Raw genomic sequence first — 22,783 nt, forward strand, 5'->3', positions numbered from 1 at the left:
CAGGTGGATTTGACTGCGGCCAGTTTGAAGGCTTACGATAATCCTGAAAATCGCAAAGTTTTTCATCCTCCATTCAGAAAATCAGGACGATCGCCATGAGCCAGACGACATTCGATTTAGCCGTGCTGCGCAGCTTCGTCGCGGGCATGGACCTCGGCAGTTTCGCGAAAGCGGCGGATCGGGTCGGGCGCTCGACCTCGGCCATCAGCGCGCAGATCCGCAAGCTGGAGGAACAGGCGGGCACCACGCTCTTTCGCAAGGCCGGGCGCGGACTCGCGCTGACCGACGCGGGCGAGGTGATGCTCGGCTACGCGCGCCGCCTCGTCGAACTGAACGACGAAGCCGCCGTGGCAATTCGCGGCGTCGATCTGGAAGGCTGGATTCGGCTTGGGCTACAGGAGGATTTCGGCGAAGTCGTGCTGCCGGACGTGCTCGGCCGCTTCGCGCGGGCGCATCCGAAAGTGCGCATCGAAGCGCGCGTGGCCCGCAACACGGAACTGCTGGAGCGAATCGACACCGGACAGCTCGATCTCGCGCTCGTCTGGGGCGCGAGCGGCGTCACCGACGAAAGCAACGCCGCGATGATCGCCGAGCCGATCGCCACGCCGTCGATGCGCTGGATCGCGTCATCGACGGTGCCGTGGCAATACGATTCCGGCGAGCCGTTGCCGCTCATCGCGTTCGATCGTCCGTGCCTGTTTCACAGCGCGGCGGCGGCGGCGCTGGATCGCGCGGGCATCAAGTGGCGGGTGGCGTTCACGAGCCCGAGTCTGGCGGGATTGTGGGCCGCAGCGGCGGCGGGTCTCGGTGTGACGGTACGCACGACCTACGGATTGCCGTCGACGATGCGCGCACTCGAAGACGATGAATCCGGGCTGCCCGCGCTGCCTTCGATTCCGCTGGCGCTGCATCGCGCGGCGGGAAGTGCGTCGCCGCCGGTGGAGCGGCTGGCGTCGCTGGTGATGGCGTCGGTGCGGGAAGCGCACGTTTCGTCGGAAACGGCGCTCGCCTGAAAAGCGGACTTAGGCGTCGCGCCGGGTCGATTCGATCACCGCATACGCGCTGTGATTGTGGATCGACTCGAAGTTCTCGGCTTCGAGCACATACGCGACGATGCGCGCATCCGCGTTCAGGCGCGTCGCGACGTCGCGCACGAGATCTTCGACGAACTTCGGGTTTTCGTACGCGCGCTCGGTCACGAACTTCTCGTCGGGACGCTTGAGCAAGCCCCACAGTTCGCACGACGCCTCTTCCTCGGCGATACGAATCAATTCCTCCACGGCAACCTCGCCCGCCAGTTCCGCCGTGATCGTCACGTGCGAGCGTTGATTGTGCGCGCCGTATTGCGAAATCTGCTTAGAGCACGGGCACAGGCTCGTGACGGGCACGAGCACTTTCATCGACATGCGCGTCTGTCCGTCGCGCTTCTCGGCGATGAACGTCACCTCGTAATCGAGCAGGCTCTGCACGCCGGACACCGGCGCGGTCTTCATCACGAAGTACGGCAGGCTCACTTCGATGCGCCCCGAATGCGCTTCGAGCTTCGTCAGCATCGCGGCGAGCAGCGTGCGCAGCGCGGCCTGATCGAGCGGCTCGCGGTTCTCTTCGAGCAGCGCGACGAAGCGCGACATGTGCGTGCCCTTTTGCTCAGCGGGCAGATGCACGTCCAGATTCCACACGCCGATGCTCGGCTGCACGCCGCTCGCCGTGCGCACCGACAACGGATGCCGCACGCCTTTCACACCGACGCGGGAAATCGCGATCTGACGCGTGTCGGGCGTGCTTTGAACGTCGGGCATCACGAAGGCGGGATTCATCTGATTCATCTTTTTTTTCCTTATGCGCCGCGTCCTCACGCGAGCGGTTCGAAACGTTGAAGCGCACACGGCGCGGGACGATGCCCGCGCCGTGTGCCTAAGCGATTTTGCACGACGCGCCCCGGCGCGCCGTGAGACCGTGCCGCGTCAGGCGACGCGCTTGGTCAGCTTGCCTGCGTGCGCACTTTCGACGGCGTTGATGAAACGCTCGCGGATCGAACGGGCGATGCCGCCCGCATCCAGCCCGACGCTCGCGAGCAGCTTCGCGGGATCGCCGTGATCGATGAACGTGTCCGGCAGACCGAGTTGCAGCACAGGCTTGACAACCGAGCTTGCGAGCAGCGCTTCGACACACGCCGAGCCCGCGCCGCCCATGATCGCGCCTTCTTCGATCGTCACGATGGCGTCGTGCGTCGCGGCGAGTTCGCGCAGCAAGTCGGCGTCGATTGGCTTCACGAAGCGCATGTTCGCCACGGTCAGATCGAGTTCTTCCGCGACGGCGAGCGACGGCGCGACCATCGTGCCGAACGCGCAAATCGCAATGCGTTTGCCCGAACCGAGCTTCTGCGACGACTCGCGGCGAATCTCGCCACGGCCGACAGGAATCGCGGTCATCTGCTTGACGGTCGCGACGCCCGTGCCCGCGCCGCGCGGATAGCGCACGGCCGTCGGGTTCGGCTGCTGCAACGCCGTGTAGAGCATCTGGCGGCACTCGTTTTCGTCCGATGCGGCCATCACCGTCATGTTCGGGATGCAGCGCAGGAACGCGAGATCGTAGTTGCCCGCGTGCGTCGCGCCGTCCGCGCCGACGAGGCCCGCACGATCGATCGCGAACACGACCGGCAGATTCTGCAGCGCGACGTCGTGGATCAACTGGTCGTACCCGCGTTGCAGGAAGGTCGAGTAGATCGCGACGACCGGCTTCATGCCGTCTGCCGCCAGCCCGCCTGCGAACGTCACGGCGTGCTGCTCGGCGATGCCGACATCGAAATAGCGGTCCGGGAAGCGCTTCTCGAACTCGACCATGCCGGAGCCTTCGCGCATGGCCGGCGTGATGCCGACGACGCGCGAATCCTGCGCGGCGGCGTCGCACAGCCATTCGCCGAACACTTGCGTGTAGGTTTTCTTCGACGGCGCCGTCGACGGCTTGATGCCTTCCGCCGGATTGAACTTGCCCGGGCCGTGATAGAGCACCGGATCGGCTTCCGCGAGCTTGTAGCCCTGGCCCTTCTTCGTCACGACGTGCAGGAACTGCGGACCGCGCAATTCCTTGATGTTCTGCAGCGTCGGGACCAGCGAGTCGAGATCGTGGCCGTCGATCGGCCCGATGTAGTTGAAGCCGAATTCTTCGAACAGCGTGGCCGGCACGATCATGCCTTTCGCGTGCTCTTCGAGCTTGCGCGCGAGGTCGAGCATGGGCGGCGCGGCGCGCAGCACGCGTTCGACGCCCGCGCGCGCGGCGGCGTAGAAGCGGCCCGACATCAGGCGCGCGAGATGGCGATTCAGCGCGCCGACCGGCGGCGAAATCGACATGTCGTTGTCGTTCAGGATGACGAGCAGCGGCAGGTCGTCGGCGACGCCCGCGTTGTTCATCGCCTCGAAGGCCATGCCGGCGGTCATCGCGCCGTCGCCGATCACGGCGATCGAATAGCGGTTGTCGCCCTGCAGCTTGTTGGCGACCGCCATGCCGAGCGCCGCCGAAATCGACGTGCTCGAATGCGCGGTGCCGAAGGTGTCGTATTCGGACTCGCTGCGGCGCGGGAAACCGGAGATGCCGCCGAGCTGGCGCAAGCCGGGCATCTGGTCGCGGCGGCCGGTCAGGATCTTGTGCGGATACGTCTGATGGCCGACGTCCCAGACGATTCGGTCAGCAGGTGTATCGAACACATAGTGCAGCGCGATCGTCAGCTCGACCGTGCCCAGATTGGACGACAGATGGCCGCCCGTTTGCGAGACGCTGTCGAGCACGTAGGCTCTCAGCTCGTCGGCGAGCGGTTGCAGTTGGCGTCGATCGAGGGCGCGCAAATCGGCCGGATCGTCGATGGATTTCAGCAGGTCGTACATCGTCGTCCCATTTTAGGAAAACTGGCGTGATTCGTTCAGCGCGATGTTCGGCGCCGTGGGGTTCGTCACGCGTTCAACGGTTAATTCACGCGGTTCACGACCAGATCGGCGAGCTCGGCCAGACGCTGGCCGCGTGCACCGAACGTCTGGATGGCGGCGTGCGCGTCGCGGCCGAGCTGCGCGGCGAGTTCGCGCGACGCATCGAGGCCGATGATGGATACGTAGGTCGGCTTGTCGTGCTGCGCGTCCTTGCCGGCGGTCTTGCCGAGCGTCGCGGAGTCGGCGGTGACGTCCAAAATGTCGTCCACCACCTGAAACGCGAGGCCGATTGCAGCAGCATACTGGTCGAGCGCCGCGAGCGCAGCGGGCCCGGGCGGCGTACCCGCCAGCGCGCCCATGCGCACCGACGCGCGCAGCAACGCGCCCGTTTTCTTGCGATGCATGGTTTCGAGCTCCGGGCGCGACAGCTTCCGGCCGACGCTTTCCAGATCGATGGCCTGACCGCCCGCCATGCCGAGCGAGCCGCTCGCGAGCGCCAGTTCGCGCACGAGCGCGGCCTGCTGGCTATCGTTCAGACCATTGCTTTCGGCCGTCAGCGCGACGAACGCCTGCGATTGCAGCGCGTCGCCGACGAGCAGTGCCGTCGCTTCGTCATATTGGACGTGTACCGTGGGCTTACCCCGGCGCAGTGCGTCGTCGTCCATGGCGGGCATGTCGTCATGCACCAGCGAATAGACGTGAATCATTTCCAGCGCCGCGCTCGCCGCTTCCGCCGCGTGCGCGCTCGCGCCGGTCAGTTCGCCGGCCGCGTGGACGAGCAGCGGGCGCACGCGCTTGCCGCCGCCCAGCACCGCATAGCGCATGGCCTCATGCAGCCGCGCCGGGGCGGTGTCGGTGCCCGGAAGATAGTGTTCCAGCGCTGTTTCGACGCGGTCGAGCGTCGCGCGCATCCATTGTTCGAAGGTCATAAGTCGTCGTCCCCGTTGTCGTTCGTGGCTCCTGTAGCCTGGGTGGCGCGCTGTACCTCGGCGGGCAGCGGCTTGAGCGTCTCGCCATCGAGTACGCGCACCTGCTGCTCGACTTTTTCGAGCTGCTGTTGGCAAAAACCCACAAGCGCTGCGCCGCGGCGGTATGCCGCAAGCGATTCCTCGAGACTCAGCGCGCCCTCTTCCATGCGCGCCACGAGCGATTCGAGTTCGGCCAGGGCCGCTTCATAATTCTCCGGAAGCCGCGCAGTCTCTGCGCCGGGCGCGTCGGCGCCGGTTGCCTCGCCTGTTTCCTGAACAGCGGTTTTCGCCATGAATCGTGGATGAGCAATTGAATATTTGGAGCCAAGTCGCACATTCTACGGCAAAAGATAAAATTTCGACCCGCATCCGGTCCATCCAGAACTCTCAAAACTGCCTTTCGGCATTCTGCGTCAATCCTTCCGAAGCATGCGATCCGCGCTCGTCTGCCGCGCGATTGCGCGGAACTCTCGCGTCAATTTATACCCAAATCAAGACCTTAAGCGCCCCGTTGTGGCGGAATTCGGTATAATCGCGGGCTCCCTAAATCGAATCTTCGATGGTTGGGTTGTTCACTGCTTTCACGTCTTAACGGGAGTGGGAATGTCCAATCTGAGCAATGCATTGCAGCTAAAGGCATTTCATAGCCAGCTGCCAGTCACGGCTTACTTTGACGAAGCGCTTCTTACGCGCGAACTCGACACACTTTTCAAGCAGGGTCCACGCTACATCGGGCACGAACTCATGGTGCCCGAGGCGGGAAACTATTTCGCGCTCCCCGGCGAGGGCGAAGGGCGCGTGCTCGTCCGTAATCAGCAGAACAATATCGAACTGCTGTCGAACGTGTGCCGCCATCGTCAGGCGATCATGCTCAACGGCCGCGGCAGCGCGGACAACATCGTCTGCCCGCTGCATCGCTGGACCTATGCCCTGAATGGTCAGCTGCTCGGCGCGCCGCATTTCGCGGACAAGCCCTGTCTCAACCTCGGCCAGACGCCGCTGCAGAACTGGCAAGGCCTGCTCTTCGAGGCCGAGGGCCGCAATGTCGCGGCCGATCTCGCGAAGCTGGGCACGGCGCGCCATTTCGACTTCTCGGGCTTCATGTTCGATCACGTCGAAGTGCACGAGTGCAACTACAACTGGAAGACCTTCATCGAGGTCTATCTGGAGGATTATCACGTCGCGCCGTTCCATCCGGGGCTCGGCAGCTTCGTGTCGTGCGACAACCTCGAATGGGAATTCGGCGACTGGTACAGCGTGCAGACCGTGGGCGTCCACAAGAATCTGGAAAAGCCCGGCAGCCCGACCTATCGCAAATGGCACGATGAAGTCCTGCGCTTCCGTAACGGCACGCCGCCTGAGTTCGGCGCGATCTGGATGGTGTATTACCCCGGTCTGATGATCGAGTGGTATCCGCACGTGCTGGTCGTGTCGTGGCTGATTCCGCAGGGCACGCAGAAGACGACGAATATCGTCGAGTTCTATTACCCCGAGGAAATTGCGCTGTTCGAGCGCGATTTCATCGAGGCGGAGCGCGCCGCGTACATGGAAACCGCGCGCGAGGACGACGAGATCGCCGAGCGCATGGACGCCGGCCGGCGCGCGCTCATGTCGCGCGGCGAGAACCAGGTCGGTCCGTACCAAAGCCCGATGGAATCCGGCATGCAGCATTTCCACGAGTTTCTGCGGCATCAACTCGGGACCCTCTGAACGCGCTGTAGTCACGCTTGGGTCTTCATGAAAAGACGAGCTTTCGGGCTCGTCTTTTTGTTTAGACTAACAACATCCACGCACTACAAGCGCCGCTTCAGGAGCCGTCATGCCGCACACTCACTACACCACGCTCATTTCGGCGACGAATCTCGCCGAGCGCCTCGCCGCCGCTCCCGGCAGCGTGCTCGTTTTCGATTGCCGCTTCGATCTCGCCGCCCCGCAATCCGGTGAAGCGGCCTACGCCCAAGGGCATATTCCCGGCGCGCATTATCTTCATCTGGATCGCGATCTGTCGGGCGGGAAGACCGGCACGAACGGACGTCATCCGTTGCCGGAACGTGCGGCGCTCGTCGCGAAACTTGCGAGCTTCGGGCTGAACGAAGGCCAGCAAGTGGTCGCTTATGACGCGCAGGGCGGCATGTATGCCGCGCGCCTCTGGTGGCTGCTGCGCTGGCTGGGACACGACTCGGTCGCGGTGCTCGACGGCGGGCTGGCGGCATGGGAAGCCGCGGGCAAGCCGCTCGACGCCGCCGTGCCGCCCAAGACGCAAGGCACGTTCAAGGCGGCCGCGCCGCTTCAGGTGACCATCGACGCACAGGCAATCGAACGCAGCATCGGCACGCGCGATCATCTGTTGATCGATGCGCGCGCTGCCGATCGCTATCGCGGCGAGAACGAGACGCTCGATCCCGTCGGCGGGCATATTCCGGGCGCGCTCAATCACTTCTTCAAAGAGAATCTGACGGCGGAAGGCCGCTTCAAGACCGCGCACGAACTGCGCGAGGCGTTCGGCTCGCTGATCGGCGCGACGCAGCCGGACCGCATCGTTCTGCAATGCGGATCGGGCGTGACGGCGTGCCATAACGCGCTCGCGATGGAAATCGCCGGGCTCCACGGCGCGGCGCTGTATCCCGGCTCGTGGAGCGAATGGAGTGCCGATCCGGGCCGCCCCGTCGCGACGGGCCCGAAGCCTTAAGCTGAGCCCTGAGCCGCGTTACTTGACGCCGTGCTCGCGGAACCACGCGAGCGCGCGCTTCCAGCCGTCCTCGGCGTCCGCCTTGCGATAGCTCGGACGATAATCCGCGAAGAACGCATGCGGCGCGTCGTCGTAGACGACGAACTGCGAGTTTCTGGCCGGCGGCGGATCGTTGGCGAGCGCCTGCTTCATCTGCTCGATCGTGTCCTGCGGAATGCTCTGATCCTGCCGCCCGTATAGCCCGAGCACGGGCACTTTCAACTGGCTCGCGAGATCAATCGGATTGATCGGCGTCTTCTCCGTCTTGTTGCCGGCGAGCCGTCCGTACCACGCCACCGCCGCCTTCAAGTTCGGATTGTGCTCGGCGTAGAGCCACGCGAAGCGCCCGCCCCAGCAGAAACCCGTGATACCCACGCGCTTCGGATCGCCGCCGTGCTCGTCCGCCCATTTGACGGTCTGATCGATATCCGAGATCACCTGCGCATCCGACACCTTCGACACGATCTGCTCGTTGAGTTGCTGCATCGACTTGTATGCCGACGCATCGCCCTGACGCGTGTAGAGGTCCGGCGCGATGGCGAGATAGCCCTGCTTGGCGAAGCGCCGGCAGACATCGGCGATATGCTCGTGGACGCCGAAAATCTCGTGAATCACGATAATCACCGGCAGATGTGTCTTGCCCTTGGGCTGCGCGCGATACGCCGGCACGAGCACACCGTCCGCGCCGCGAATGCCTATGGCGCCCGCTTCGAGACCGGTGTCGTCGGTATGGATGGTTTGCGCGGAGACCGGCAGCACCGCAGCCGCGAAGCCGGTGCCGAAGGTTGCCTTGATGAAGGTGCGTCGATTGAACGGGACGTGCGGAATGAGGCTATCGACTTCAGGGTCTAGCATACGAAGCTCCCGCGGCAAGGCCGCCAAGACGCCGTCGATGCGAGCGCCTGCTCACCCGCGCGACGGCGTAAATCCGTGAAACCGCGCGCGTGTTCAAGGCGTCACGATGCGCGGCGCTGCACGACTATGAACGGGCGAGCGACAGAACGCATCGCCTTCACGCGCGCTGCCTCGCGCGCGCCGCCCATTCTAAACAGCTTTGAACGAACGGCGCAGCCGATCTATTCCGTGTCAGTGCAGCTTTACGCGGGGAGCGGTGGAACGGCGCAGCCAGTGCGCGACGGTATCGAGCACCATGCGCGCGTAGCCGTGCAGCGCGGCGATATGCAGCCGGTAGAGCGACATGTACATGAAGCGCGCGAACAGCCCCTCGATCAGCATGTTTCCGCCGATCAGTCCGCCCATCAGGTTGCCGACCGCGCTGTAATGTCCGAGCGATACCAGCGAGCCGAAATCGCGATAGGTGTAGTCGGGCAGCGGCTTGCCCTCCAGGAGCCGCACGAACGACTTGAACAGGAAGCTCGCCTGCTGATGCGCGGCCTGCGCGCGCGGCGGAACGTTGCGTTCGTTGCCGGGCCACGGACACGCGGCGCAATCGCCCAGCGCGAAAACGTTGTCGTCGATTTCGGTTTGCAGCGTGCGGCGCACGTTCAACTGGCCGAGGCGATTGGTCGGCAGGCCGTCGAGATTGGACAGGATCGCGGGCGCCTTGATGCCCGCCGCCCACACGGTAAGGTCCGCGCGGATGATCTTGCCGCTCGCGGTGCGGATCGAATCGCGGGAGACGTGTGCGACGGTTTCGCTGGTCAGCAGCTTCACGCCGAGTTTGGTGAGCAACTCGGCGGTCGCCGTCGAGACGCGCTCCTGCAAGGCTGGCAGAATGCGCGGCCCGGCTTCGATTAGCACGATGCCGATGTCGTGTTTCGGATCGAGCTTGTGCAATCCGTAAGCGGACAGCACCTGCGCCGTGTTGCGCAGTTCCGCCGACAATTCGACGCCCGTCGCGCCCGCGCCGACGATCGCCACCTGAATGCGCGGCACCGGATCGACGCCCGGGTCGTTTTCGGCTTCGTCCACGCCGGCCGCAACAGGTTCGGGCGCGAAGTGCTCGGCGCGCATGCAGGCCGCGATGAGCCGCTTGCGAAAAAGCTCGGCCTGGCCGACGGTATCGAGCGCAATACAGTTTTCCTGCGCGCCTTCGACGCCAAAGAAATGCGTCGTACTGCCGATCGCGATGACGAGCGTGTCGTACTCCAGCTCGCGCTCGGGCAGCAGTTCGCCCGCTTCGTCGTCGCGCAACGCGCCGATCTTGATGCGCTTTTGCGCACGATTCAGCCCGATGAGTTCGCCCTGCTGGAATTCGAAGCCATGCCACAACGCTTGCGCGGCATATTCGAGTTCCTGCGTGAACGGATCCATACTGCCTGCGGCGACTTCATGCAGGAGCGGCTTCCAGATATGCGTCGGATTGCGGTCGACGAGTGTGACTTGCGCTTTCGGCGGCGTCTTGCTGTCCGTCGAGCCGAAGCGGTCGCCGAGACGAGTCGCGAGTTCGAGTCCGCCAGCCCCTCCGCCGACGATGATAAAGCGATGCATGGAACTCTCCCTGTCCATTTTTTCTGTTCGATCGGGTTTCCGGACCGGCTTTGCGGTCCCATTGTGCGTGAGTGTCGGTGACGGCAACAAGCGCGTCACCAACATGTCGGGCATACGCGACACGTGCCGCGCATGCCTTGCGTGAAGAATTTCAGTGCGCCTCTTCCCAGTTGTTGCCGACGCCCACTTCCGCGACCAGCGGCACCTTCAGTTTCGCGACGCCGCACATCAATTCAGGTAAGCGCTTCCTGACTTCCGGAAGCGCCTCTTCAGGCACTTCGAGCACGAGTTCATCGTGGACCTGCATGATCATCTTCGCACCGATGCCCGACGTTTCGAGCCAATCCTGCACGGCGATCATCGAAAGTTTGATGAGATCCGCCGCGGTGCCCTGCATCGGCGCGTTGATGGCCGCGCGCTCGGCAGCCTGGCGACGCGGTCCGCTGCCGCCGTTAATTTCCGGCAGCCACAGCCGCCGCCCGAACACGGTTTCGACGAAACCGTTCGCCTTGGCGCTCACGCGCGTGTTTTCCATATACGCCGCGACGCCCGGATAACGCGCGAAATAGCGGTCGATATAGAGCTTCGCCGCATCGCGCGTGATGCCGAGATTCGACGCGAGTCCGAACGAACTCATGCCGTAGATCAGCCCGAAGTTGATGACCTTCGCGATACGCCGCTGGTCGTTGTCGACTTCGAGCGGCGTGACGCTGAACACTTCCGATGCGGTCGCGCGGTGCACGTCTTCGCCGTTCGTGAACGCGCGCATCAGCGATTCGTCGCCGGAAATGTGCGCCATGATGCGCAACTCGATTTGCGAGTAATCGGCCGATACGATCTTGCTGCCCGGCGGCGCGATGAACGCTTCGCGAATGCGCCGCCCTTCGCCCGTGCGCACCGGGATGTTCTGCAAATTCGGCTCGTTCGACGAAAGACGCCCCGTCACCGCGACGGCCTGCGCATAGTTCGTATGCACGCGCCCGGTGTCGGCGTTGACCATGCGCGGCAGCTTGTCCGTGTACGTGGACTTGAGCTTCGACAACCCGCGATGTTCGAGCAGTACCTTCGGCAGCGGATAGTCTTCCGCAAGTTTCTGCAGCACTTCTTCGTCGGTGGAAGGCGCGCCGCTCGGCGTCTTCTTCACAACCGGCAATTGCAGCTTCTCGAAGAAGATCTGGCCGATCTGCTTGGGCGAACCGAGATTGAATTCGCCGCCCGCGAGTTCATAGGCCTGCGCTTGCAGTTCGATAAGACGCTTGGCGATTTCAGTGCTTTGCGTATCGAGCTTCGCGCGATCGATCAGTACGCCGTTACGTTCCATCTTGCGCAGCACGCGCGCTGTCGGCAACTCGATGTCGCGATACACATGCAGCAAGCCTTCCTCGCGCGCCACTTGCGGATAGAGCGCCTGATGCAGACGCAGCGTGATATCCGCATCTTCGGCTGCATACGCCGCGGCCTGTTCGAGCGGCACTTCGTCGAAACCGATCTGCGAAGCGCCCTTGCCCGCGACGTCTTCGTATTTGATGGTCTTCACGCCGAGATGGCGCAACGCGAGGTTGTCCATGTCGTGCGGACGATGCGACTCCAGCACATACGATTGCAGCAACGTATCGTGTTCGACGCCGCGCATCTCGATGCCGTAGTTGGCAAGCACTTGTTCGTCGTACTTGAGATGTTGACCGACCTTTTTCTTCGATGCATCTTCGAGCCAGGGCTTGAGCTTCGCGAGCACTTCGTCGCGCGGCAACTGCACGGGCGCATCCGGCCCGCGATGCGCGACCGGAATATAGGCCGCATGCCCCGGCTCGACCGCCACCGAGAGGCCGACAATCTGCGCGGTCATCGGATCGAGCGAGGTGGTTTCGGTGTCGAACGACGTGATCTCCGCTTCGTTGATGCGCGCGAGCCATGCGTCGAATTGCTCCCACGTCTGCACCGTCTCGTAGTGATGCTCGATCTCGGTGACTTCCGCCGGCGGCGTATCGGTCGGGCCTTCCACGGCATCGGCGATTTCGACTTCGCGCAGCCACGTCTTGAAGCCGTGACGCAGGAACACGTCGCGCAGTTCGTCACGTGCTTCGGGACGGCTCGCGAGCGTGCCGTCGATCGACTCGATTTGCGAAGCAAGGTCGCATTCCGTGTGCACGGTAACGAGCTTTCTCGCCATCGGCAGGAAGTCGAGAGCCTTGCGCAGATTGTCTCCTACCGCACCTTTGATCTCGCCCGCATGTTCTACGATGCCATCAAGGGTGTCGTATTGCGTAAGCCATTTGAGCGCGGTTTTCGGTCCGCACTTCTCGACGCCCGGCACGTTGTCGACCGTATCGCCGATCAGCGACAGATAATCGACGATCCGTTCGGGCGGCACGCCGAACTTCGCGAGCACGCCCGCGCGGTCCAGCGTTTCGTTGGTCATCGTATTGATGAGGGTGACATGATCCGTCACGAGCTGAGCCAGATCCTTATCGCCCGTCGAGACGATCACTTTCATGCCGCGCTTCTCGGCCTGAACCGCAAGCGTACCGATGACGTCGTCGGCTTCGACGCCTTCGATCATCACGAGCGGCCAGCCGAGTGCGCGCACGGCGACGTGAATGGGCTCGATCTGCCGGGAGAGGTCGTCGGGCATCGAGGGGCGGTTGGCCTTGTACTCGGCGTACCAGTCGTCGCGGAAAGTCTTGCCTTTGGCATCAAATACGCACGCGCTATACTCTGCATTGACTTCGCGCCGCAAGCGCCGCAGCATGTTGATCATTCCATACAGTGCGCCGGTGGGACCGCCGTCGGGACCACGCAGGTCAGGCATCGCATGGTAGGCCCGGTACAAGTAACTAGAACCGTCGACCAATAGCAGGGTCTTACCTTCAAGACTTAGTTCTTCAGGCATTATGAACAAGAGAAAAGTGATTCCGAGTCTGCGATCGCTCGCAGATCAAGAGCGCGCGACGGCCAAGAAGGCTCGCGCATCGTGGCAGATGTTCACGATTATGGCAGAGTTTATCGAGGCGACCGAGTACCTCTCGGAGATCCGCCCTGCCATCAGCATCTATGGTTCGGCGCGCCTGAAACCGGAGTCGCCGTACTATCAGCGCACGATCGAAATCGCGCAGAAATTCTCCGATGCGGGCTTCGCCGTGATCTCCGGCGGCGGCCCCGGCATCATGGAGGCGGCCAACAAGGGCGCGCACGCGGGCAAGTCGCCGTCGGTCGGCCTGAACATCGAATTGCCGCACGAGCAGTCGGGTAATCAGTGGCAGGACATCTCGCTGCGTTTCCGTCATTTTTTCACGCGCAAAGTGACGTTCGTGAAAAATTCGGACGCTGTCGTGGTGATGCCCGGCGGTTTCGGCACGCTCGACGAACTCGCTGAAGTGCTCACGCTGATCCAGACGAAGAAGTCGCGCCATGTGCCGATCGTGCTCGTCGGTGCCGAGTTCTGGGCGGGACTGCTCGACTGGTTCAAGAACACGCTGCTGACCAACGGCGTGATCGGCCCGAAGGATCTGGACCTGATGCAGGTTATCGACGATCCGGATCAAGTGCTCGATGCCGTGCTGCGCTTCTACGAAGATCGCGAAGACAGCCCCGAGCAGCCGGCGGAAGGCAAGTCGGACGAAGATCGGATGTTCTATTTGTAATCCATCGCGGGCACGCGCCGCCTCCATTTCGAGGCGAGCGTTGCCGGCGCGCGGCTTTGCCGTAATCTGTTGCCAGAACTATTAGGAATGCCAATCTTCGAACGGGCTTGATTGGCTCGCTTCAACTCGTTAATATCGCCGCCCAAGGGTAAAGGAAAGCCGCAGCGCAATTTGCGTATGCGGCTATTTTTGCGCCCGATCAATAGTTTTTATTAATTGAATTGCGATTATTGAGATGGCACATCAATCGATGAGCTGCTCTTCCGCAATGATCAGAGGCGATACCAGCAAGATGAAGTCTGCGTCGAATTCCCCTTTCAAACTGGTCGCGACGGTCGCCGTCATCACGGCGCTGCTCGCGGGATGTCAAGAAAAGCACCACGACAGCGCGAACGAAAGCGCACCTGCATCGCAACCTGCCGCGGCGGAACCATCGAAAGCCGAAGTCGCGCAGCGCGCGAGGGAGCAGTTGTTGAGCGCGGTGTCCGGCGTCTGGAAGCCGGATACGGGTACGGGACTCACGATCATCTCCGCATCGGGCAGCGACATTCAGATCGCGCAAGGCGACACGCTGCTGCCAACTGCGCTCGGCGACGTCGATAGCGCCAACGACACCGTCAACTTCAAGATCTTCTGGAAGAGCGGCAAGCAGGAAGTCCGCACGATCACCTCGACGATGGACGGAGACTCGACCAGCTCGATCGTCATCACTGCGGCGGACGGCTCTCAGCGCCGCTACGACCTCGTCCGCAGACTCAGCCAGGACGATCTCAACCGGATCAGCGCATTGAATGCGCAAGGCACGGCGACGCCCAGCGAATCGACACCCGCGCCCGAACAAGCGAAGGCAGCAACCGACCGCGGTGTCATCGATATGTATCTTGGCGGCATCGACATGAATCTGCGCTCGTGCCCGGGTTCGACTTGCGCTGCCGTCATCATCGTGCCGAAGGACTCGAAAGTCAGCGCGGACACGTCGACCCTTCGCGAAGTCACGGAGACGTCGGGCGTGAACACGCCGTGGGTGCGCGTCACGTATGAGGGCGCGTACTGCGCGCCTTCCGAGCAGGACTCGACAACCGGATGCGCGCCGTCCAAGGGCACCGATGCGCCTGTGATTGGCTGGATGAACTACTCGCGTTTGCTGAACGCCCCGCGCGACCAGTCTTGATGTCTTGCGGGCGGCCGTCGCGCCGCCCGCCTGATCACCCGCCAGATTATTGAAACGCCACTTCCGCAAAGCTGCGCAACTTCCGGCTATGCAGTCTCGACAAGCCGTTCATGCGCAGCAGCTCCATCGCTTTCACGCCAATCTGCAAGTGCTGATCCACCTGCGCGCGATAGAACTGATCGGCCATGCCGGGCAGCTTCAGTTCGCCATGCAGCGGCTTGTCCGACACGCATAGCAGCGTTCCATACGGCACGCGGAAGCGGAAGCCGTTCGCCGCGATCGTCGCGCTCTCCATGTCCAGCGCGACCGCGCGGCTCTGCGACAAGCGACGCACCGGCTCGCGATGATCGCGCAGTTCCCAGTTGCGATTGTCCACGCTCGCAACCGTGCCCGTGCGCATCACGCGCTTGAGTTCCGTGCCGTCGAGCTGCGTCACCTGCGCGACCGCCTTCTCCAATGCGACCTGCACTTCGGCGAGCGCAGGCACCGGCACCCAGAGCGGCAGGTCGTCGTCGAGTACGTGATCTTCGCGCACATAGCCGTGCGCCAGCACGTAGTCGCCGAGACGCTGCGTGTTGCGCAGGCCCGCGCAGTGCCCGAGCATGACCCACGCATGCGGCCGCAGCACCGCGATGTGATCCGTGATCGTCTTCGCGTTCGACGGCCCCACGCCGATGTTCACCATCGTGATGCCGCTGCCGTCCGCGCGCTTCAGGTGATACGCGGGCATCTGCGGCAGGCGCGCGACCGGCGTGCCTTCTTCCGGCTGCTCGCCGAGATTGGCGTTATACGTGACGACATCGCCCGGTTCGACGAACGACGAATACTCGCTGCGGTACGCGCGCGTCTCTTCGTCGTCGGCGCGGGACATCATCGCGCGGCCGAGCTTCACGAACTCGTCGATGTAGAACTGATAGTTCGTGTACAGCACGTAGTTCTGGAAATGCGTCGGTGACGTCGCCGTATAGTGCCGCAGCCGATGCAGCGAAAAATCCACGCGCGCCGCCGTGAACAGCGCAAGCGGATGCGGCTCGCCCGGACCCGGCTCGTACGTGCCGTTGACGATGCGATCGTCGAGCAACGCGAGGTCCGGCGTATCGAAGACGTTGCGCATGGCGAGCAGGCGGTCGCGGTCGAGATCGCCTTCAAGATGAATGCCTTCGGCGAACGCAAAGTGAATCGGAATGGGCTGCGCCGACACGCCCACTTCGATGCCCACATGATGGTTCTTCGCCAACAACCGCAATTGCTCGCGATAGTAATCGCCAAAGAGATCGGGACGCGTCAGCGTCGTTTCGAAGATGCCCGGCCCGGCGACGAAACCATACGAGCGCCGCGAGTCGATCTGCGTGTTCAACTCGGTCCGCACACGCACGAACGGGTAACACGCGCGCACGCGATGCGTGAACTGCTCGTTGCGGCGGTAGCGCGCGAACGCATCGCGGAGAAACGCGGTATTCGCTTCGTAGATCGACGAGAGACGCGTCACGGCCGCGACGGGGTCCTCGAACGATTCGGTTGGAAAGTCGTTGGCGGGCGTGCCCTGGGTACTTTGAGTCCGGTCGTTTGTCATGATCTTGTTTCGTTTTTTCCATGCCCTCGTAATGAATCGACATTAACACGGATGAATGCCCGTTCCATGAAGCCCCTCTTCGCGTTGAGTGCGTGCGATAACACCTCGCAACACGTTTTTTTCTCGCTACGTAAAAATCGCGAAACCAGCGCAAAATAAGGCGTTCCACTGAGTCGGCACTCGGTTTGTTAGAATCCGGCCATCGTCTGGAGAACCATCATGAAGCCGCACCTTTGCGCCGCCGCCGCGGCAGTCCTCGCCGCCGCAAGTCTTGGCGCATTTGCGCAGCCGCAGAAAGCCGCGCAATCGGCTCAAGCGGCGCAATCGGCCCAGCCCGCGCCGCAACCGGCAACCCAGAGGATGTCGCCGGAAGAAGCCGCCGGCCTTCCGGACCTGAAAAGCATCAACCGTCCGCCCGCCAATGTGAGTTCGAAAGTCGAAATCTCGCCGCCGCGCACGCCGAGCTTTCACGAATTGAGCACCAACGGCACCGAGATCACCGAATATCGCGATAAAGGCAAGCCCGTCGAAATCAACGTCCGTTCGAATTTCGGCACGCGTTATCAGATGAGCTCGCCCGCCGACACCTCGCCGCAAGTGCGCGATAACGGCAAGGCCAGCACGCGCCTGCCGTCGATCAACCTGCATTATTGATTCCGTAAGATTGTCCCGGACCCGCTCGTCGAGAGCGGGTCGCGTCCTCGCGGCGCCGCGGCTTGCTGCCCGGGCCGCCGTTCATCGGCCCGCCGCGGGCCGTTCAACCTGACCGACGTTCTCCCGCATGGCCGTTTTCACCCCCGTCACCACCGCCGAGCTCGGCGACTGGCTGCAAGACTTCGATCTCGGCGATGTCGTCGAATTTCGCGGCATTCAGTCCGGCATCGAGAACAGCAACTTTTTTCTCACGACGACGCACGGCGAATTCGTGCTCACGATCTTCGAGAACCTCACCGCGACGCAGTTGCCGTTCTATCTCGATCTGATGCGCCATCTCGCGTCGCATCGCGTGCCGGTTCCCGATCCGATGCCGCGCCGCGACGGCTCGCTGTTCGGCATGCTGAAGGGCAAGCCCGCGAGCATCGTGACGAAGCTCGAAGGCGCGCCGGAGCTTGCGCCGACGCCCGCGCACTGCATCGAAGTCGGCCAGATGCTCGCGCGGCTGCATCTCGCGGGACGCGATTTTCCGCAGCATCAGCCGAATCTGCGCAGCTTGCCGTGGTGGCAGGAAAAGGCGCCGGCCATCGTCGAATTTTTGAGCCGCGAGCAGCGCGCGTTGTTCGACGCCGAACTCGCGCATCAGGGCGCGTTTTTCGGCTCGGCGGATTACGCGTCGCTGCCGGGAGGCCCGTGCCATTGCGACCTGTTCCGCGATAACGTGCTGTTCGCGCCCGGCCGCGAGCACGCGCGCCTCGGCGGCTTTTTCGATTTCTACTTCGCGGGCGTCGACAAATGGCTGTTCGATGTCGCCGTGACCGTGAACGACTGGTGCATCGACCTGGCGACCGGCGTGCTCGATCACGCGCGCGTCGATGCGCTTCTGCGCGCCTATCAGACCGTGCGTCCGTTCACGCCCGCCGAGGAGCGTCACTGGAACGACATGCTGCGCGCCGGCGCCATGCGTTTCTGGGTGTCGCGCCTGTATGACTTCTATCGTCCGCGCGAGGCGGAAATGCTGAAGGCGCATGATCCCGGCCATTTCGAACGCATTCTGCGCGAACGCGTCAAATCCGCTTCTTCCCTCCATTCATAACCCAGCCACATGCGACTGATCGAAGTTCCCGCCAAAACCGGCTACGTGTGGTTCCGCCAGGGAATCTGGCTGTTCCGCCGCAACCCGTTTGCGTTTCTCACGGTGTTCTTCGCCTATTTGTTCGTGATGACGCTGATTTCGCGCGTGCCGCTCATCGGGCCGGTGCTGCCGCTGCTGTTCATTCCGGGCATCGCGGTCGGCTTCATGGCCGCGTGCCGCAACACGATCGCGGGGAAACCGGTCTGGCCGACGGTACTCGTCGACGGCTTCCGCTCATACGGCAGCGTCGTCGCGCGCAGGCTGCTTGCGCTCGGCGCGCTGTATGTCATCGCGATGGCGGTGATCTTCGCGGCATCGGCGCTCGTGGACGGCGGCACGCTGCTCAGCCTGATGATGGGCGACGGCCCGACCGGCGATCCTGAAACCGTCGCCGCGAGCTTCAGCCCGCTTGCGGTGCTCGTCGCGATGGCGTGCTACGTCCCGGTCGCGATGCTGTTCTGGTTCGCGCCGACGCTCGTCGCATGGCACGACGTGCCGCCCGCGAAGGCGCTGTTCTTCAGCCTCGTGTCGTGCTGGCGCAATCGCGGCGCGTTCATCTACTACGGCGTGTTGTGGATCTGCATTGCGCTCGCGGCGTCGTTCGGACTGACCGCGCTGATGCAGGCGCTCGGCGCGGGCCAGGAAATGGCGCTCGCCGTGCTGATGCCGGCGTCGATTCTCGTCACGACCGCGCTCTATTGCTCGTTCTACGCGACCTATCGCGGCTGTTTCGGCGTGCAGTCGCCGGACACGCCCGATATTCCCGAGGCGTCCGGCACGCCCAAAGCCTGATCGCGCGAATCATATGGATCGCCGCGCACTGTTGATCGCGCGCAGCGATCCTTCGCGCACGAAGCATTGCACGTACACTGGCGGAACCGGCCGCTACGGCCTTTCGCCGCGCTTTCCGCCATGAGCCTGTCAGACGCCTCGCCCGAATTCCCGCTCGAACTCGACCAGCAACTCTGCTTCGCGCTCTATTCGACATCCCTCGCGATGACGAAGACGTACAAGCCGTTGCTGGAAAAGCTCGGCCTGACGTATCCGCAATATCTGACGATGCTCGTGCTGTGGGAATCCGACGATCTGACCGTCAAGGAAATCGCGACGCGCCTCTCGCTCGACTCCGCCACGATGACGCCGCTGCTCAAGCGGCTCGAAGCGCAGGGCTATGTCGAGCGCGTGCGCGGCGTCGAGGACGAGCGTCAGGTGCATATTCGGCTGACGGACGCCGGACGCGTTCTCAGACAATCCGCGCGCGAAATTCCGATGGAGATTTACTGCGCATCGGGCTCAGACATCAACGCCATGCTGCGCCTGCGCGGCGATCTCGTGCGCCTGCGCGCATCGCTCAACGACTACCTCGACGACTGAATTCCGCAAGCGATAGATTTTCGCTAGCGACGTCATCGCGATAATTTAATTTGTACACTAATTATTATCGCGATACATTTCTCCCCGTGGTCGACGCAGCAAGTCAACCGAACTTGAAATCTACCAAGGGAGAAAGACGATGAGCATCCTGTACAAGGCAACGGCAACGAGCACCGGCGGACGCGATGGCCGGGCGATTTCGTCGGATGAGCAACTGAATGTGAAATTGAGCGCGCCGAAAGAACTGGGCGGCACGGGCGCGCCGGGCACGAATCCGGAACAGCTGTTCGCGGCGGGCTATTCCGCCTGCTTTCTCTCGGCGATGAAATTCGTTGCCGGTCAGCAAAAGCGCGCGGTTCCGGCCGATACGACCGTCACCGCCGATGTGGGCGTCGGCCCGAACGACGCGGGCGGTTTCAAGCTGGATATCGAGCTGCGCGTGGCGCTGCCGGGCCTTGCCGCCGCCGACGCGCAGGCGCTGGTGGACGCTGCGCACCAGGTTTGCCCGTATTCGAACGCGACGCGCGGAAATGTCGACGTGCGCGTGAAGGTAATCTGATCCGCGATCACGCGGAAACAAAACTGCCGGCCTTGAAGCCGGCAGTTTTGCTTGAAACGATGCAAGCGCCTCAGGTCATACAGGCGCTTCTACTTCTTTATGCTTTAGTTCGACATCCACGACGGATGACGGCCAGCAACGCGCTGATCCAGCTTCTTCATACGATATTCGAGATCGTAGATGTCGGTGGCTTCGGCGAGATAAGCGTCGTCGCGTTCGCGATCGCGTTGGTCGGCGGATTTCGTCAGGAACAGGAAAATACGGCTGAGCAGGAACATGGTGGGCCTCGCTTGAATACTGGGGTTACTACCTATGAAAGTGATTATAGGGTAATCCCTGATCAAACACCAGCCCTGTTCGCTAGAACGCTGATACTAAAGACCAAATTGCAACACTCGAAACGCTGGGCGGCGCTCAGGCGACAAAAGTATTGCGCGCGGCCTCGCTCGAGCGACGCTGATGCTTGAAAAATTCCCACATCACGCCGGACGAGTCCGGCCCTTTCGACGAGTGGAAGGCGACCGTATCGTCGCCGCCGGCCCAGGAATGGCCGAGGCCGCGCACGATCGAGGTCTTGACCACGCGCCGCCCGTTCTTGAAATAGTCGCTGACGACGCCATCGGGATGCGATTCCTGACGCGTTTCGCCCGCGCGCCGGTTGCCCGCCGCGTCGATAAAGCCGTTGAGCCGCAAAAACTGTTTGGTCAACTGTTCGGCGTTGTTCGACGTGACGACCGAATCCAGTTCGCCATGCACGATGATCGCCGGCATGCCGGGATAGTCGCGGACATCGACGGCCGTGTCGATCAGCGCGACCGGGTCGGTCCGGCTGCCGCGGCGCATGACGTCCATCGCGCCGATAGCCGAGCGCGCCTCGCCGAACACCACGCCCGAATGCAGACCAACGGCCGCGAACACGTGCGGATAGCGCACCGCGAGCAGCGCCGCGAGCCCCGCGCCCGCCGACATGCCGGCGACATACACGCGCTCTGCGTCGAGATCGTGCTCCGCGACGACCGCCTTCACGAGCGACACGACCGACGCCGCCTCGCCGCCGCCTCCGCCGCCCGAGTCGTCGTACCAGCGCCAGCAGCGATGTGCGTGATCGTGCTTCGACTGTTCGGGATAGAGCACGGCGAAACCGTACTTGTCGGCGAGCAAATTGAAACGCGTGCCTTGGGCGAATTCATCGGCATTCTGCTTGCAGCCATGCAACATGACGACGAGCGGCAAGCGGTCGCCGGCGGCTTTCGGCGGCGTGTAGAGCGCGTAAGACAGATGATTGACGAAGCGGCCCGACTCGGTGGGCGGCGCCGAGTGATACGAGCGCGCCCATGTCCCGCGCGTCCACGCCGAGGCACGCGGACGCACGCGGGACTCGCGCATTGGCGGGCGCGCGCCGGCGCGCGTCGTAGGCGCCTTGGCGCTCACACTTGGCTTTACTTTTGGTTTGACGATCTTGGCGCGCGTAGGCTTGGCGGCCGCCCGGGGCTTGGGTGCGCGAATCGCTTCCGCCTGACTGGTAACCAGGCGTCTCAAGCCGCGCAGCCAAAGCTTGGTTAGGCTTTTCGACATTCGACTGGGTCCTCAAAAACATGCAAATTGGATGGCGCGAGAAAAAAACCCGTGCCGGTTGTGCATTGCACAATAGCACCAAAAAACGCGGGTGGCGCGTCGTCGTCCTTTACATATTGGGATGAATTAACAACAAATCAAGAAAAATGCCAAAACTAGACGAAAGTTACGCGATGTAACTGGTGCGTGCTTTCAGCAATGTCGGATAATTCAGGAACTTCCCAAGCGGTATACTTCTGAGCTTTCGCGGCTGCTCGTTCAATTCGGGCCAGTTCGCCGCATCGATCTCGTTTGCGTTGCCGCACTGCAGCAACCCCTGTACCTAAAAACCTCAATGAACTTGGATTTACCCAATTCCGTCTGGGTCTCAATCACCGCGCTGGGTGGCGTCGGTGTCATGGGTCCTTTGGCGCTTATCGTCGCGGCATGGCTCGCAATCGGTTATCGATGGAAATACGCCTTCGCGTGGCTCGGCCTGCTCGGCGCGGCGAGCGTCGCTGTCGCGTTGAGCAAGATCGCGTTTATCGGCTGGGGAATCGGCGTGCGCGATATCGATTTCACCGGGTTCAGCGGACACGCGCTGATGTCCACGGCTGTGCTGCCGGTTGCGATCTTCGTCGCGCTGTTGCCCGCGCGCGGCGCGGTGCGCGCATGCGGCGTCGCGGTCGGACTGCTGATCGGTGCGGGCGTGGGCATGTCGCGCGTCGTGCTGAACGCGCATTCGGTCTCGGAAGTGGTGGCGGGCTGCGCGCTCGGCGCGGTCGTCGCGCTGGCGTTCGTGCGCATCGCGTGGCGGGCCGAAGCCGGCAAGCTCGCGCCGGCGCCCGTTGCGGCGAGTCTTGCGGCCGTGGTCGTCGCGCTGCACGGCGTGCCGGTGCCCACGCAACATTGGATCACCGAGATCGCGCTCGAGCTGTCGGGCCACGAGCGTCCTTACGTGCGGGCGATCTGGAAGGTAAAGCGTTATACCGTGCCGGATCGCCGCACGGAGCTTCGGCCTCAGGAGCGCGCGGCCGCCTGACGCGACCGCCGCC

At 63.0% G+C, this 22,783-nt stretch carries 21 protein-coding genes; 11 read left to right on the top strand and 10 right to left on the bottom strand.

The window, feature by feature from the left end:
* Positions 1-95: 95 nt before the first annotated feature.
* The gene (locus BRPE64_RS19735; RefSeq protein WP_016355300.1) at positions 96-1,013 is read left to right on the top strand and encodes a LysR substrate-binding domain-containing protein; all 918 of its coding nucleotides are present in this window, start codon (positions 96-98) and stop codon (positions 1,011-1,013) included.
* Between the two features lie 9 nt (positions 1,014-1,022).
* Here BRPE64_RS19735 and folE2 read toward each other — a convergent pair whose 3' ends face one another.
* From folE2 to BRPE64_RS19755, 4 genes are all read right to left on the bottom strand, one after another.
* Positions 1,023-1,826, bottom strand: coding sequence for a GTP cyclohydrolase FolE2 (gene folE2, locus BRPE64_RS19740; protein ID WP_016355301.1), 804 nt, complete (start codon positions 1,824-1,826; stop codon positions 1,023-1,025).
* 138 nt (positions 1,827-1,964) lie between these two features.
* Positions 1,965-3,881 carry a 1-deoxy-D-xylulose-5-phosphate synthase gene (gene dxs / locus BRPE64_RS19745; protein ID WP_016355302.1) on the bottom strand — a complete coding sequence of 639 codons (1,917 nt, stop codon included), beginning with the start codon at positions 3,879-3,881 and terminating at the stop codon, positions 1,965-1,967.
* Between the two features lie 80 nt (positions 3,882-3,961).
* Entirely contained in the window at positions 3,962-4,849 is an 888-nt protein-coding gene (locus BRPE64_RS19750) for a polyprenyl synthetase family protein (protein WP_016355303.1), read from the bottom strand.
* Positions 4,846-5,181 (bottom strand): exodeoxyribonuclease VII small subunit, encoded by a 336-nt coding sequence (locus tag BRPE64_RS19755; protein WP_016355304.1) that lies wholly within the window; start codon positions 5,179-5,181, stop codon positions 4,846-4,848. The genes BRPE64_RS19750 and BRPE64_RS19755 overlap by 4 nt, the downstream gene beginning before the upstream one ends.
* A 310-nt stretch (positions 5,182-5,491) precedes the next feature.
* On the opposite strand from BRPE64_RS19755, the gene BRPE64_RS19760 reads away from it, so the two are divergent.
* Positions 5,492-6,598, top strand: a complete 1,107-nt coding sequence (locus BRPE64_RS19760) for an aromatic ring-hydroxylating oxygenase subunit alpha (RefSeq protein WP_016355305.1) — start codon at positions 5,492-5,494, stop codon at positions 6,596-6,598.
* A gap of 109 nt (positions 6,599-6,707) precedes the next feature.
* On the top strand, positions 6,708-7,577 hold the full coding sequence (locus tag BRPE64_RS19765) for a sulfurtransferase (protein ID WP_016355306.1): 870 nt from the start codon (positions 6,708-6,710) through the stop codon (positions 7,575-7,577).
* An 18-nt stretch (positions 7,578-7,595) separates the two neighbouring features.
* On the opposite strand, the gene BRPE64_RS19770 is transcribed toward BRPE64_RS19765, so the two are convergent.
* From BRPE64_RS19770 to polA, 3 genes are all read right to left on the bottom strand, one after another.
* Entirely contained in the window at positions 7,596-8,471 is an 876-nt protein-coding gene (locus BRPE64_RS19770) for a dienelactone hydrolase family protein (protein WP_016355307.1), read from the bottom strand.
* 231 nt (positions 8,472-8,702) lie between these two features.
* Positions 8,703-10,067, bottom strand: a complete 1,365-nt coding sequence (locus BRPE64_RS19775; protein ID WP_016355309.1) for an NAD(P)/FAD-dependent oxidoreductase — start codon at positions 10,065-10,067, stop codon at positions 8,703-8,705.
* A gap of 151 nt (positions 10,068-10,218) precedes the next feature.
* Positions 10,219-12,957: a DNA polymerase I gene (gene polA / locus BRPE64_RS19780; protein ID WP_044042576.1), complete on the bottom strand. Its 2,739-nt coding sequence runs from the start codon at positions 12,955-12,957 to the stop codon at positions 10,219-10,221.
* Between the two features lies 1 nt (position 12,958).
* Here polA and BRPE64_RS19785 point away from each other — a divergent pair, with 1 nt between their 5' ends.
* Together BRPE64_RS19785 and BRPE64_RS19790 are read left to right on the top strand one after the other, a co-directional pair.
* Positions 12,959-13,708 (top strand): LOG family protein, encoded by a 750-nt coding sequence (locus BRPE64_RS19785; RefSeq protein ID WP_016355311.1) that lies wholly within the window; start codon positions 12,959-12,961, stop codon positions 13,706-13,708.
* Between the two features lie 292 nt (positions 13,709-14,000).
* Complete coding sequence (locus BRPE64_RS19790; RefSeq protein WP_144063453.1) at positions 14,001-14,879, top strand: hypothetical protein; 879 nt, start codon at positions 14,001-14,003, stop codon at positions 14,877-14,879.
* A gap of 46 nt (positions 14,880-14,925) precedes the next feature.
* On the opposite strand, the gene BRPE64_RS19795 is transcribed toward BRPE64_RS19790, so the two are convergent.
* Positions 14,926-16,452, bottom strand: a complete 1,527-nt coding sequence (locus BRPE64_RS19795; protein ID WP_016355313.1) for an AMP nucleosidase — start codon at positions 16,450-16,452, stop codon at positions 14,926-14,928.
* A gap of 219 nt (positions 16,453-16,671) precedes the next feature.
* Between BRPE64_RS19795 and BRPE64_RS19800 the strand changes: the two genes are divergently transcribed.
* The 5 genes from BRPE64_RS19800 (at position 16,672) to BRPE64_RS19820 (ending at position 20,174) form a co-directional block, all read left to right on the top strand.
* Positions 16,672-17,106, top strand: coding sequence for a hypothetical protein (locus BRPE64_RS19800; protein ID WP_016355314.1), 435 nt, complete (start codon positions 16,672-16,674; stop codon positions 17,104-17,106).
* A 127-nt stretch (positions 17,107-17,233) separates the two neighbouring features.
* Entirely contained in the window at positions 17,234-18,202 is a 969-nt protein-coding gene (locus BRPE64_RS19805; protein ID WP_016355315.1) for a homoserine kinase, read from the top strand.
* Between the two features lie 9 nt (positions 18,203-18,211).
* The gene (locus tag BRPE64_RS19810; protein WP_016355316.1) at positions 18,212-19,033 is read left to right on the top strand and encodes a BPSS1780 family membrane protein; all 822 of its coding nucleotides are present in this window, start codon (positions 18,212-18,214) and stop codon (positions 19,031-19,033) included.
* Positions 19,034-19,153: 120 nt separating this feature from the next.
* Positions 19,154-19,615 carry a MarR family winged helix-turn-helix transcriptional regulator gene (locus BRPE64_RS19815; protein WP_016355317.1) on the top strand — a complete coding sequence of 154 codons (462 nt, stop codon included), beginning with the start codon at positions 19,154-19,156 and terminating at the stop codon, positions 19,613-19,615.
* A 139-nt stretch (positions 19,616-19,754) separates the two neighbouring features.
* Complete coding sequence (locus BRPE64_RS19820; protein ID WP_016355318.1) at positions 19,755-20,174, top strand: organic hydroperoxide resistance protein; 420 nt, start codon at positions 19,755-19,757, stop codon at positions 20,172-20,174.
* Positions 20,175-20,278: 104 nt separating this feature from the next.
* Here the strand turns inward: BRPE64_RS19820 and BRPE64_RS32135 are convergent, their stop codons facing one another.
* Together BRPE64_RS32135 and BRPE64_RS19825 are read right to left on the bottom strand one after the other, a co-directional pair.
* A complete protein-coding gene (locus BRPE64_RS32135) occupies positions 20,279-20,452 on the bottom strand; it encodes a DUF3563 family protein (RefSeq protein ID WP_016355319.1) in 174 nt (57 codons plus the stop codon).
* Between the two features lie 136 nt (positions 20,453-20,588).
* Positions 20,589-21,749: an extracellular catalytic domain type 1 short-chain-length polyhydroxyalkanoate depolymerase gene (locus BRPE64_RS19825; protein ID WP_044042577.1), complete on the bottom strand. Its 1,161-nt coding sequence runs from the start codon at positions 21,747-21,749 to the stop codon at positions 20,589-20,591.
* A 334-nt stretch (positions 21,750-22,083) separates the two neighbouring features.
* On the opposite strand from BRPE64_RS19825, the gene BRPE64_RS19830 reads away from it, so the two are divergent.
* A complete protein-coding gene (locus BRPE64_RS19830) occupies positions 22,084-22,770 on the top strand; it encodes a phosphatase PAP2 family protein (protein WP_044042579.1) in 687 nt (228 codons plus the stop codon).
* The last annotated feature ends 13 nt before the right edge of the window (positions 22,771-22,783 follow it).

The sequence above is a fragment of the Caballeronia insecticola genome, from assembly GCF_000402035.1.
Classification (GTDB): Bacteria; Pseudomonadota; Gammaproteobacteria; order Burkholderiales; family Burkholderiaceae; genus Caballeronia; species Caballeronia insecticola.

Bases quoted from the DNA above. Each gene is read 5' to 3' on its own strand.
- dxs (WP_016355302.1), bottom strand. From the start codon at position 3,881: ATGTACGACCTGCTGAAATCCATCGACGATCCGGCCGATTTGCGCGCC.
- BRPE64_RS19755 (WP_016355304.1), bottom strand. From the start codon at position 5,181: ATGGCGAAAACCGCTGTTCAGGAAACAGGCGAGGCAACCGGCGCCGAC.
- BRPE64_RS19770 (WP_016355307.1), bottom strand. From the start codon at position 8,471: ATGCTAGACCCTGAAGTCGATAGCCTCATTCCGCACGTCCCGTTCAAT.
- BRPE64_RS19765 (WP_016355306.1), top strand. From the start codon at position 6,708: ATGCCGCACACTCACTACACCACGCTCATTTCGGCGACGAATCTCGCC.
- BRPE64_RS19830 (WP_044042579.1), top strand. From the start codon at position 22,084: ATGAACTTGGATTTACCCAATTCCGTCTGGGTCTCAATCACCGCGCTG.
- BRPE64_RS19810 (WP_016355316.1), top strand. From the start codon at position 18,212: ATGCGACTGATCGAAGTTCCCGCCAAAACCGGCTACGTGTGGTTCCGC.
- BRPE64_RS32135 (WP_016355319.1), bottom strand. From the start codon at position 20,452: ATGTTCCTGCTCAGCCGTATTTTCCTGTTCCTGACGAAATCCGCCGAC.
- BRPE64_RS19795 (WP_016355313.1), bottom strand. From the start codon at position 16,452: ATGACAAACGACCGGACTCAAAGTACCCAGGGCACGCCCGCCAACGAC.
- BRPE64_RS19820 (WP_016355318.1), top strand. From the start codon at position 19,755: ATGAGCATCCTGTACAAGGCAACGGCAACGAGCACCGGCGGACGCGAT.
- BRPE64_RS19735 (WP_016355300.1), top strand. From the start codon at position 96: ATGAGCCAGACGACATTCGATTTAGCCGTGCTGCGCAGCTTCGTCGCG.
- BRPE64_RS19750 (WP_016355303.1), bottom strand. From the start codon at position 4,849: ATGACCTTCGAACAATGGATGCGCGCGACGCTCGACCGCGTCGAAACA.
- BRPE64_RS19790 (WP_144063453.1), top strand. From the start codon at position 14,001: ATGAAGTCTGCGTCGAATTCCCCTTTCAAACTGGTCGCGACGGTCGCC.
- BRPE64_RS19760 (WP_016355305.1), top strand. From the start codon at position 5,492: ATGTCCAATCTGAGCAATGCATTGCAGCTAAAGGCATTTCATAGCCAG.
- BRPE64_RS19785 (WP_016355311.1), top strand. From the start codon at position 12,959: ATGAACAAGAGAAAAGTGATTCCGAGTCTGCGATCGCTCGCAGATCAA.
- BRPE64_RS19805 (WP_016355315.1), top strand. From the start codon at position 17,234: ATGGCCGTTTTCACCCCCGTCACCACCGCCGAGCTCGGCGACTGGCTG.
- BRPE64_RS19800 (WP_016355314.1), top strand. From the start codon at position 16,672: ATGAAGCCGCACCTTTGCGCCGCCGCCGCGGCAGTCCTCGCCGCCGCA.
- polA (WP_044042576.1), bottom strand. From the start codon at position 12,957: ATGCCTGAAGAACTAAGTCTTGAAGGTAAGACCCTGCTATTGGTCGAC.
- folE2 (WP_016355301.1), bottom strand. From the start codon at position 1,826: ATGAATCAGATGAATCCCGCCTTCGTGATGCCCGACGTTCAAAGCACG.
- BRPE64_RS19815 (WP_016355317.1), top strand. From the start codon at position 19,154: ATGAGCCTGTCAGACGCCTCGCCCGAATTCCCGCTCGAACTCGACCAG.
- BRPE64_RS19775 (WP_016355309.1), bottom strand. From the start codon at position 10,067: ATGCATCGCTTTATCATCGTCGGCGGAGGGGCTGGCGGACTCGAACTC.
- BRPE64_RS19825 (WP_044042577.1), bottom strand. From the start codon at position 21,749: ATGTCGAAAAGCCTAACCAAGCTTTGGCTGCGCGGCTTGAGACGCCTG.